At 26.5% G+C, this 11,892-nt stretch carries 14 protein-coding genes and 1 pseudogene; all 15 read left to right on the top strand.

What is annotated here, in order from left to right:
- Positions 1-429 (top strand): annotated as a pseudogene (locus SOR60_RS04540) (TIGR01212 family radical SAM protein); the annotation flags it as partial.
- 2 nt (positions 430-431) lie between these two features.
- Complete coding sequence (locus tag SOR60_RS04535) at positions 432-860, top strand: hypothetical protein (RefSeq protein WP_154538715.1); 429 nt, start codon at positions 432-434, stop codon at positions 858-860.
- A gap of 16 nt (positions 861-876) precedes the next feature.
- A complete protein-coding gene (locus SOR60_RS04530) occupies positions 877-1,443 on the top strand; it encodes a DUF6648 family protein (RefSeq protein ID WP_407654218.1) in 567 nt (188 codons plus the stop codon).
- On the top strand, positions 1,424-2,404 hold the full coding sequence (locus SOR60_RS04525; RefSeq protein ID WP_154538964.1) for an RluA family pseudouridine synthase: 981 nt from the start codon (positions 1,424-1,426) through the stop codon (positions 2,402-2,404). The genes SOR60_RS04530 and SOR60_RS04525 overlap by 20 nt, the downstream gene beginning before the upstream one ends.
- Positions 2,385-4,007 (top strand): nucleoside kinase, encoded by a 1,623-nt coding sequence (locus tag SOR60_RS04520; protein WP_320595318.1) that lies wholly within the window; start codon positions 2,385-2,387, stop codon positions 4,005-4,007. Before SOR60_RS04525 ends, SOR60_RS04520 begins: the two co-directional genes overlap by 20 nt.
- A complete protein-coding gene (locus tag SOR60_RS04515; RefSeq protein ID WP_320595317.1) occupies positions 4,000-4,899 on the top strand; it encodes an ROK family protein in 900 nt (299 codons plus the stop codon). Before SOR60_RS04520 ends, SOR60_RS04515 begins: the two co-directional genes overlap by 8 nt.
- A complete protein-coding gene (locus tag SOR60_RS04510; RefSeq protein WP_320595316.1) occupies positions 4,892-5,587 on the top strand; it encodes a response regulator transcription factor in 696 nt (231 codons plus the stop codon). Before SOR60_RS04515 ends, SOR60_RS04510 begins: the two co-directional genes overlap by 8 nt.
- Entirely contained in the window at positions 5,578-7,026 is a 1,449-nt protein-coding gene (locus SOR60_RS04505) for a sensor histidine kinase (protein ID WP_154538720.1), read from the top strand. The genes SOR60_RS04510 and SOR60_RS04505 overlap by 10 nt, the downstream gene beginning before the upstream one ends.
- A gap of 1 nt (position 7,027) precedes the next feature.
- A complete protein-coding gene (locus SOR60_RS04500) occupies positions 7,028-8,500 on the top strand; it encodes a hypothetical protein (protein WP_320595315.1) in 1,473 nt (490 codons plus the stop codon).
- Between the two features lie 56 nt (positions 8,501-8,556).
- The gene (gene rdgB, locus SOR60_RS04495) at positions 8,557-9,150 is read left to right on the top strand and encodes an RdgB/HAM1 family non-canonical purine NTP pyrophosphatase (RefSeq protein ID WP_320595314.1); all 594 of its coding nucleotides are present in this window, start codon (positions 8,557-8,559) and stop codon (positions 9,148-9,150) included.
- Complete coding sequence (locus SOR60_RS04490) at positions 9,131-9,607, top strand: YfcE family phosphodiesterase (RefSeq protein ID WP_154538723.1); 477 nt, start codon at positions 9,131-9,133, stop codon at positions 9,605-9,607. The genes rdgB and SOR60_RS04490 overlap by 20 nt, the downstream gene beginning before the upstream one ends.
- Positions 9,608-9,618: 11 nt before the next feature.
- Positions 9,619-9,945, top strand: coding sequence for a hypothetical protein (locus SOR60_RS04485; RefSeq protein ID WP_320595313.1), 327 nt, complete (start codon positions 9,619-9,621; stop codon positions 9,943-9,945).
- A gap of 9 nt (positions 9,946-9,954) precedes the next feature.
- Positions 9,955-10,698, top strand: coding sequence for an HAD family hydrolase (locus SOR60_RS04480; RefSeq protein ID WP_154538725.1), 744 nt, complete (start codon positions 9,955-9,957; stop codon positions 10,696-10,698).
- 198 nt (positions 10,699-10,896) lie between these two features.
- Complete coding sequence (locus tag SOR60_RS04475) at positions 10,897-11,604, top strand: hypothetical protein (protein ID WP_154538726.1); 708 nt, start codon at positions 10,897-10,899, stop codon at positions 11,602-11,604.
- 39 nt (positions 11,605-11,643) lie between these two features.
- Positions 11,644-11,892 (top strand): crossover junction endodeoxyribonuclease RuvC (locus SOR60_RS04470; protein WP_320595312.1); only part of this gene is annotated, 249 nt, incomplete at its 3' end.

Here is an 11,892-nt window from a genome sequence, read left to right as displayed (position 1 = left end):
AATATAATAAAAAAATATAATTTTAATATTTGCACTCATGTAATATTATCCCTACCTTGGGATGATAAAATAGATATAATTGAAACAGCACGTATATTAAATGTTTTGGCTGTTGATGAGGTTAAAATACATTCTTTATATATAGTAAAGAATACAAAATTAGCTAATATGTATAAAAACAATGAGTTTAGAATGCCAAAAAAAGAAGACTATAAGAATAATGTTATTATCTTTTTAAGATATTTAAATAAAAATATTGCTATACAAAGATTAGTAGGAAGAGCACCAAGTGAAGACACAATTTTTTGTAATTGGAATAGTTCGTGGTGGGTAATAAGAGATGAAATAATTGCTGATATGAACGAAAATGGTTTCTCACAAGGTGATTTGAGCCAAAAAAAGAAATATAATATATTAGAGGGAGAGTAAAAATGATTTATTTAGTATTAGGACCATCAGGAAGTGGTAAAACAAAATGGTTAATAGACCAAGCTAATGATGAAAAAGGAAAGGGAAATGAAAATATAGTTTTTGTAGATAGTGATAATGATCAAATTTATTCATTAGATCACTCTGTAAGACTTATTGATGCATCAGACTTTTTTATTAATTCAATAGAATCATTTAGAGGTTTTATTGCTGGTATCTTAGCTAGAGACTATGATATTGGTAAGATATATATAGATGGTATATATGATATTGTAGATATTAACAAAGATAACATTGAAGAAATTTCACAAGATTTAAAGAAGTTATCAGATGAATGCAACGTCGATATTTATCTAGGACTAGATTGTAAGGCTAGTGATATACCTGAATCTCTCGAAGCAGAAGTTCACGAAACTAAATTACTAGATTAATTAAGTAGCCGTCTCAATGAGGCGGTTTTTTGATATTATTATGGAAGAGAAAAACAAATTAATTTCATTTAACACTTGGAGAAAGGAAAGTATAGACTTACTAACAAATAAAAGGATAGGTAAAAATGAGTTTTTAGAGAAAAATTATGAGTATTTAAAGAAACTTGACTTAAAACCATTTTCAAATATCTCTTCAGTTATGGAGGCAATTTATAATTATCAATATTATAATATTATGGCAAAAAGATCTAATTCTTTGGCTTTTGACATACATAACAATCCAAAGAAAAAAAAATATTACAAAAATTTAATTAATAATAGAGAGAACTTTTACCATTTAAAAGATATAGCAAGTTTAAGATTGCTTGAACTTGTAGAATATAGTGGTATAGAGGCCTATTATATTAAGTTGAGGTCAAAAAGATTGACGGGTGAAATATTTGAAATAGTTTTAAAAAATCATGATAAACTTATTCTACATTCAAAAAGTAAAAATTTACTTAGAAAATTAGTTGAAAATAACTGTTTTGATAGTGAAATTAAGGAGTCTAAAATTGATTCCTATGTTAATAAGTCGTATTGATATGATAGAAGTTAAAATTGGTAAAAATGATTCGAATCAAAGATTTGATAGATTTTTAAGAAAGTATTTTAAGAATGCATCCTTATCGGTAATCCAAAAAAATATAAGGAAAAAAAATTTTAAAATAAATGATAAAAGAGCAAAAAAAGATGATTTAATCTGTGAGGGTGATTTGGTAAAGATGTATATTAAGGATGAGGATTATAATAAGTGGGTAAATACTAGAAAATTTAAGGATTGTGACTTTAATATAGATATAGTTTATGAAGATGACAATATTGTTGTTATAGATAAGAAAAAAGGTGTATTATCTCATGCTGCAAGTCCAAAAGACTATGGAAATAATATAGTGGATCAAATGACTTCATATCTTTATAAAACAAATAAGGTTGACAGCAGAGATTTAACCTTCAAACCAAGTATTGTCAATAGGCTTGATAGAAATACAGCAGGACTTATAATAGGTGCAAAAAATGCAAGGGCTTTAAGAGAGCTCAATAAAGCAATTAAAAATTCTCAAATACATAAGTACTACCTAACTATTGTTGAAGGAAAGGTAGACAAAGATTTTACTATAGATACAAATATTATAAAAAATGAAAATAAGAATATAGTTAAGTCAAATGAAGATGGTAAGAGAATTATTACTAAATTTCATCCTCTAGATATAAATGATAAATATAGTTTACTTGAATGTAAATTAATAACAGGTAGAACTCATCAAATTAGATATTCTTTATTTAAAAATGATACACCTATAATAGGTGATAGAAAGTACTTTAAATCAGGCATAGATTATAGGAAATATGGATTGGATAGTCAAGTTCTATTAGCTTATAAATTAAGCTTTAATACCAAGGGGTTTTTATCATATCTAAACAATAAGGAGATTAAATCAAATCAAACAAAGGATTTATTAAAACTTAAGGAGAAAGTTTTTAATGAAAGTTATACTAGATAATAATTCTATATATACAAATAAGATATACCTTTTTGAATTAGTTAAGGAGTTATTTCCTAAAAGTTTTAGAGATTATATTATAGCTTTAGTAAATGAGAAAATTGTTGATTTTAATTATAAGTTAAGACAAGATGACGATATTTTATTAATAAAAAAGGATATGCCATTAGCTTATTCAGTGTATGAGTCAACATTAACTATGCTTTTGATTGATGCTTTAAAAAGTATTTACAATCAAACGGTTGTAGTAGAATATTCTATGAGTAATTGTCTTTATGTAAGGTTAGAAGATAAAGCTATAAGTCATGAATATATTTCATTATTATATAATATTATAAGAAATAATATTGATAAAGATATAAGTATAGTTAGAAAGTCAGTAACAAAAGAAATAGCAATTGATATTTTTAGAAAGCAAGGAGATTATTCTAAAATAGATTTAATGAAATCTATTGATAAAAATAAAGTAGACTTATATGAATTCAATGGGTGGTTTTATAATTTTTCTAACTTACTTTTAGCTAAAACATCTTGGATAGAAGAATTTGAAATTATATCATATTATCCAGGAATTATGTTGAATTTTAAAAAGATTAATGGAATTTTAAATAAATTTAGTGAAGAAGTTAAACTTACAAGAGTTTATGAACAGTCTAAAAAATGGACAAAGCTACTTGATATTAATTATGCTAGCGATTTAAATAAACTTGTTATAAATAATAAAATATCTACCTTGATAAAGGTAAATGAAGCTTATTATAATAATCAACTTGCAGATTGTGCATATGATATAATTAGAAGTGATATGAACATAGTAATGCTTGCAGGTCCTTCTTCATCTGGAAAAACTACAACTGCTAAAAAACTAGCTATACAATTGGCAGTATATGGAAAAAATGCTTATGTTATTTCTACAGATGATTATTTTCTAGACAGGGATAATACACCTTTGGATAAGTATGGAAATAAGGATTTTGAGAGTTTAAATGCAATTGATTTAAAAGCTTTTAATAGAGACTTACAAGATTTGATAGAAGGTAAAGAATTGAAACTGCCATCATATAATTTTACTAAGGGTATTAGGGAAATGTCTGATAAAAAAATCAAACTAGACAAAAAGACGGTTTTAATAGTTGAAGGAATTCACGCCCTTAATCCAAGTCTTACATCATTAATACCTGAAAAAAATAAATATAAAGTCTATGTTTCGGTTCTTAGCCAAATAAATATTGAGCCTCATGTTAGAATTTCATCCTCAGAAAATAGGCTAATAAGAAGAATAGTAAGGGATAATAAATTTAGGTCTTATGATACTGAGGCAACACTTAAAGTTTGGTCTAATGTAAGAAGAGGGGAAGAAAACTATATTTTCCCATATCAAAATACTGCAGACTTTTATGTTGACTCATCATTGTTATATGAGTTTAATGCGCTAAAAAGTTATGCAATAGATGCACTTGATCAGATAAAAACGGACAGTGATTATTATTATATGGCACTAAAGCTTAGAAAGGTCTTATCGTACTTCAAAAGTATAGAAGATACAAAGATTATTGCAGATGATTCAATTTTGAGAGAATTCATAGGAGATGAGAATGATTAAAACAATTGGATTAGATATAGGTGGCACAAAGATAAATGGTGCAGTTATAAACGAAAGAGGAGAAATCCTTAAAACATATAAATTAGAAACCTGTGCTAAAGAAGGTGCTCAAAAAGTATTATATAATATAGAAAAGATTATAAATGAGTTAAAAGATGATGATATTAGAGCTATAGGAGTTGGAACTCCTGGTTTCATAGATTCTGAAAAAGGAATTGTAACTTTTGCTGGAAATATTGATGGATGGACTGGATTAAATTTAAAAAAAGAGATAGAAAAAAGATCTGGAATCAAAACTTTTATAGAAAATGATGCAAATATTGCCTTGATTTGTGAAAAATGGCTGGGAGCAGCTAAAAACTACAATGATGTTGTAATGATAACTTTAGGAACTGGACTTGGTGGAGCTGTTTATAACTCTAAGATGGGACTTCTGGAAGGAGCAAATTTTCAAGGTGCAGAATTAGGTCATGTAATTTTATATCCAAATGGTGAGTATTGTACTTGTGGACAAAGTGGATGTGCAGAAGCATATTGCTCTGGAAGTGCAATTAGAAGACATTATAAGCAATTAACTCAACAGGATAAAACTGGTGAAGAAATTTTCAACCTATATGAAAAGGACGAAATTGCAAAAAATGTCGTTAATAGATTTATTGATGACTTATCTTGGTATTTAACTAGCCTTAGAAATATATTTGATCCAGAAATTATCATTATTGGTGGTGGAGTTATTAATTCAAGTAAAATTTGGTGGGATAAGCTTATTTATAAATTTAATGAACGTTGCCATTTAGCTAGCAAAATAAAACTAAAGCCTGCTAAGTTTTTGAATGATGCTGGCATTATTGGTGCTGGGAAAATTGCTATGGAAAGGTTAGAAAATGAGTGATAAAATCTTAATTTGTGATGATGAAGATCATATAAGACAGTTTATGAAGATAAATCTTGAATATTCAGGATTTGATATAGTTGAAGCCAGAAGCGGAGAAGAGGCACTTAAGCTTGCGGATATTGAAAAACCTCAAGTTTATATTTTAGATATAATGCTTCCAGGTATAAGTGGCTATGAAGTATGTGAAAGTATAAGAAAGAATTATCCTAAAGCTGGAATAATAATGGTTTCTGCAAAAAGTCAAGATATAGATAAAATACTAGGGCTTGAAAGAGGTTGTGATGACTATATAATTAAGCCTTTCAATCCTCAGGAATTAATTTTAAGAGTTAGGTCACTTGTAAGAAGAGTAAATTATACAAATGATGAAAAAGAAAAAGTAAATGAAGATATATTAGTAGATGGGATATTTAAACTAGATTTATACTCTAGGAATTTTTATAAGAACAATAAAGAGATTGATGTTACACCTACAGAGTTTGTAATAATTAAAAATTTCATTCTAAATAAGGGTAAGGCTATGAGTAGGATGGAGATTATGAAGGATACTTGGGGAGATAACTATAGCACTGATACTAAGATAGTTGATGTTAATATTAGAAGAATTAGGGCAAAGATTGAAGAAAATCCTGCCAAGCCAGAATATATTGAGACTGTATGGGGAACGGGTTATAGATGGAGTTAGATAATAAGAAATCTAAATCAAAATTAGGTATTTTTAATATAAATCTAAATAGTATTATTTTTAGTATTATGAAAATAATTATGCTTTTTGTAACAGTTGTTGTTATAGGCTTTGAAATATTTTCATATTCATCTATAAAAAACTATTATGAATCTGCCTTAGTTGGAGCTATGTTAAATCAAGCTAGATATAATCAAGTTCTCTATTCAAATTATTTATCGAGATATGATTTATCTGAAATTATTATAGGAGATAAAAATTCTTTTTATAGAAATAATATAAGTCAAGTGCAAATATTAGATAACTCAGCAAATGTATTATTCGATTCTTTAGGGTCAAGTCAAATAGGGAAAAAAATCAACTCTACTGATGTTAATAATGCGAATAAAGGAGAATACTCATATCAAAAAACTATAAATTCAAAAACTGGTGAAGAAGTTATAGCCTTATCATATCCATTAAATGATAATGAAAAACAAATAGGTATACTAAGATTAATTTCATCTACTAAGATTGTTAGAGAAAATGTAAATAATCGAATGGTAGTTTATTTATTTTTTGGGCTATTAACTTTAATAATAACTCTTATAGTTTCATATTACGCATCTAAAAGATGGACAGTTCCAATAAAAAAATTAACTGTAGTTGGAGAGAAATTAGCACAAGGAGATTTTAAGGCGAAAGCCAATGAAAGTGGTAAAAATGAAATATCTGAATTAGGTCAAACTCTTAATTTTATGAGTGAAAATATAATAAAAAGAGAAGATATGAAAAATGAATTTATTTCTTCAGTATCACATGAACTCAGAACACCATTAACATCAATAAAAGGTTGGGCTATTACTTTACAATCTAAAGATATCCAAAGTAATGAAGATATGCTTAATCAAGGCTTAACTATTATAGAAAATGAAGGGGAAAGACTATCACTAATGGTAGAAGATTTGCTGGATTTTTCAAGGCTATCATCAAGTTCTTTCCAATATGAAAAAGAAGATTTAAATATAGTGGCTCTTGTCAAGGAGGTATATACTCAACTTTATCCAAGGTCTATAAATGAAAAAATTAAGTTTGATTTTATATCTGTGTATGATGAAATAATTGCTCACGTAGATAAAAATAGGCTTAAAGAAGTCTTTATAAATATTATTGATAATGCAATGAAATTTACTGAAAAAGATGGACAAATATCTGTTATCATTAAAAAAGAAGATTCAAATGTATGTATTGATATTAAAGATAATGGTGAAGGTATAAAAGAAGATGAAATAGCTTTTGTATCAAGTAAATTTTACAAAGGATCATCTTCAAAAAGTCAAACAGGACTAGGACTTTCAATATGTGAAGAGATAATAAAAGCTCATGATGGAAAATTGATTATAAAGAGCAAATATACTGTAGGAACTACTGTAACAGTATTACTACCAAGGATTGATTAATATGAATAAGATAAAGAAAATTTCTATATTGTTTTTAATTTTTATATTAACATCTTGTAGCTTTGGAAGACCAGAAGATGTAACTGAATTAATAGAAACACCTAAAATTGAAGATCCTATCCTTAAAGGAACTTGGGAAGTAAAGGAAATTAAGAGTACATCAAATAACAAGAATTCGGATAAGATTAAAAAAGGAGATATTCTATATATTGACAATGACCTAGTGGCATTAAATGATGACTATGCATATCCTCCTAAGTTTTCATCAAAATATGTTGACCTAAATTCATATTTACAAAGTAGAAGTATAGATAAGAATATATTTGATAAAGATAATGTAGAGGTATTATCTGCAAGCCAAGGTGAGCTTTATTCAAAGGACTTTATAAAACTTTCAAATCAAGAGATTTTTATGATAGTAGATAATGCCATTATAGTTTTTGAAAAAATTGATGACAATGTTAGCAGGAGTATAGTAGAAAAATATGCCAAAAGAGCATCTAAGGAAAGAACCACTACAAAAAGTGGTAAAAAAGTAGAAGGAGATATATGTGTTTTAATAGGTGTTAGAGAAAGAATAGATACTGAATCATCTCCTAATTATTATTACTATACCTATTGCGTAAGAATTGAACCTAACAAGATGGCTAGAGTTGGAAAAGCAGAGCATATTTATTTTCCAAATAAACAAGAATTTTGGAGACTAAAATGTGAGTTGAATCCGCAAAGTAAAAAATATGATAGCTTTAAAGCCTATCCTATAAAATTAGAAAAGGAATTAAGTAAGAAAGAAAATCAAGAAAAATACAAGTTTATAAATAGAGATTTAGACCTAAAGATTAATTTTGTAAATGAAGATTATATATCATTCGATTATAATTTAGTTTCAGATAAGTCTCCAATTAATAAATATGCTATGGTTAAGACAGATGAATTAAAATCTAATACATTTATGACTATTAATGAGTATGCTGGCGATGAAAAAAGCAAACAGGTATTTAAAAATCTTGTTTATGAACAAGTTAATAGTAATTTTGGTTCTGTAGATGAGGATAAAATGGCTTATGATTATACTAATTTTGGTTTGATAAGAAATCTTGGCTTATGGCAATTTCAGTCATCTTATCATTTAGAAAGGGATGGAGCTATAGAACAAAAATCTTTTCCTATTGATATTGCTTTAAGAGAGAATTTAATAGATCAAGATAATAAAGAAATAACAGTTGATCAAATCAAAAATTTAAACTACCAAGCCAAGGACTATTTCGAACTTGTAAATGGGCAATATGTAGTTGTACAAAGTCCTGATGAGATTTTATTTTATCATATAAAAAATGGTCTTATAGACACAAATCCCAAATTTTCTATTCAATTACAAAATCCTAGTCAAATAATAATGTTTGAACAGGGATTAGGCTCATATGCTGAAAAATGGGAAGATTCATTCAATGCTAACAATGTCATAATACACTAATTAGTTAATTGACTTAAAAGATTGATATTTGATAACATATTAATAAAGAGGTAAATATGAAACTTATTCTAGCAACATCTAATAAAGACAAGGTAAGAGAAATAAAAAAAATTCTAGATTACAAGATTGATATATTTAGTCCTGGCGATTTAAATATTGATAGCTTTGAAGTTATTGAAGACGGAAAGACACTTAAAGAAAATGCCTACAAAAAAGCAAAGGCTATATATGATATTACAAATTTACCAACTCTCGCTGATGATACAGGACTATTTGTAAAATCACTTGATTTTAGACCAGGTGTATATTCTCATAGGTATGCAAATGAAAATCCAACTTATAAAGAAAATAGAGATAAGCTTTTATCTGAACTTAAAGATAAAGACAACAGACAAGCATATTTTATGACTGTACTTTGTTTTATAGATTCTAGAGGCAAAGATTATTATTTTGAAGGAAGAATAAATGGTGAAATAAGTCATAGAGAACATGGAGATAAGGATTTTGGTTATGATCAAATATTTAGGGTAAATAGTAAAACTTTTGGAGAAATGAAAGAAGAAGAAAAAAATTTATATAGTCATAGGGCAAAAGCCTTGGACAAGTTTAAAAATTTTATTAAAAATAATTATGAAAGTATTAGTAGTTAGTGATACACATGGATATGTTGATGATGTACTTAAGTTTTTGAATACAAACAAGGTAAATCTCATAATACATGCTGGTGATTTTAGTGAAGATGCATTGAAAATCAAAAGTATATCAGGGATAAAAACTCTTCGGGTTAAGGGGAATAACGACTATTTGGACAATACTAGCCCTGACCAAAGAATAATAAATATATATAATCACAGGATATTACTTGTTCATGGACATAAGGAAAATGTGTATTATTCTAAAAATTCATTAATAGATAAAGCGATAGAAAATGAGTGTGAGATGGTGATTTTCGGCCATACTCACACCTATTGTGAAGATTATGACGAAAACTTTAATATAATTCTATTAAATCCAGGCTCAGTATCCTTGCCTAGAGATATGATTAAGAGTATGGCAATGATTGAGATAAATGATTATATTAAAATTAAGAAAATTTGTATAAATTAAGGGTTTATAAAATGACAGGTTTAATAAATTTAGTGGTAGATAACTTTTCAAGTTTAATAATTCTACCAATTTTAACAATGATAATTATAGCTATAACAGTTGTTATTTCGAAAACAAGTGAAAGCAGAAGTGCAAAATTTTATCCGTCTATAGCTTTTGGTATTGTTTCTATAGTGCTAGCTATTTTCTCATATATTAATTTTACTAAGGATATAGGACTTAATGTTGCTTTTGCATCTATATCATTAGCTACAGCTTCTATAGTTGGAATTATAACAGCAGTAATAATTAATTTAATTGATGGCCTAAAATTGACATATAAAGATAATAATAAATAAGGAAAAGTTATGGGAAAGAATAAAGCTGCTTTTTTTGATATCGATGGTACTCTTTTTAGAAATTCACTTTTAATTGAGCATTTTTACTTATTAACAAAAAACAATATCATAGACAATAAGGCTTGGTATGAATATATAAAACCACTTTACCAAAAATATCAAGATAGGAAAGGCTCATATGAAGATTATCTAGATAAAGCATCAATTTTATATCAAAAAAACTTAATAGGTCTTGATAAATCAACTATAGACAAATATGCAAAGATAGCAATAGATATAAATAAAAGTAAAATTTATAGAATTACTAAAAATGCTATAAAATATCATAAAGAAAATGGCTATAAGGTTTTTGTTATATCAGGATCTCCTGACTTTTTGGTAAAAGAGTTTGCAAAACTTTATGGAGCTGATCATACTATTGCAACTAAATATATTTTTGATGAGGATAAAAAATTCACAGGAGAAATTTATCCAATGTGGGATTCAAAAAATAAGGAAAAATCAATAGATTTTTTAAAAGATAAGTATGATATAGATCTTAATAATTCTCATGCTTATGGAGATACAAATGGTGATTTTTCAATGTTTGTAAAAGTAGGCTTTGCTCATGCAATTAATCCAAGTTATGAATTAATCCACAATCTCAATGAGGTAAATAAAATTAGAGACAAAACTTTAATCCATATTGAGAGAAAAGATGTTAATTATACATTCTCATTAAAAGATTTAATGGTAGAATTTAAAAAATTTTAATTGAAATAAAAAATGAATATTTTTAAATTGCAAATTTTTTGTTAGCTAAATTTTGAGTTTATTATACAATAATGACTACATTATGAATAATATTTACTTATTTTTTAGCTATTTTATTTTATGAACAAATATATATAAATAATTTTATTTGATTTTATGTTAAAATTTATTTACAGACTAATAAGAGGGATATATCAAATGACATCAAGTGCGAAAAAAAAACCAATAATTGAAAAACTTGAATATAATTATTTAATAAAAGATGACATCTCATCATTAAATACACTGATGTCTTTATACGATGATATCAAATTTTCTGATTTTGATAAGTCTAATTTTCAAATAAGAAAATACATTTTAAAAAATATTAAAAGAAACTTTTGGTACTTATCAGATATTGATCAGGTCTTAAGAAGTTTAAATCAAACAATAGGTGATGATTTAAATAGGTTTGAATTTCTTTTATCATTAAAAAGTGAATTTAAGGCCTTTGAAAATAAGAAATTGATTGATAAGTTAGAATACCTTGCTATAGAATATTATGGGGTATCTTTTTTATTTGAAGAAAAAGAGATTTTTACTGAAACAAACGAAAAAATTTCTTTAATTAAAAATGAATTTAAAAAAATTACTTTCAATGATAAGAATTTAATTGCAAATATTAGAAAAAATGTGAAAAAATATTCTGACACTTATCTAAAATTTAAGGTATTAAATATAGATGTTAACACTAATAAGCAATTAGCATTTGATATGGATTTAATATACACTGAAGATATAACTTTAAAACAAGCACAAGAAATTAATGATAAGTTAACAAATCACTTATACAATGTAGCTGTTGAAGTTTATGCTGAGTATTATTGGAAAGGGCTTTGCAAAGAAGTAATAAATAGATATCATTAAAGGGCAGGAGCCCTTTTTTAATTGTTAAGAAGGTGGATAATGATTATATTAGGAATAGATCCAGGAATAGCAATCATGGGTTATGGTGTTTTAGAAACTAAAGGAAATAGAATAAGAGTTTTAGAAAATGGAGTTATTACAACTTCATCAAAAAGTAAAACACCAGAAAGATTAAAACATTTATATGATAATTTAGAGCAGATTATTTGTGAATTTAAACCAGATGAGTTTGCAATTGAAGAGTTATTTTTCAATCAAAATGTAAAAACTGCTATAACTGTTGGACAT

It is taken from the genome of Anaerococcus porci, assembly GCF_034090325.1.
Taxonomy (GTDB): domain Bacteria; phylum Bacillota; class Clostridia; order Tissierellales; family Peptoniphilaceae; genus Anaerococcus; species Anaerococcus porci.
The sequence above is the reverse complement of the archived record's forward strand: the minus strand, read 5'-3'. Positions and strand labels throughout refer to the sequence as shown.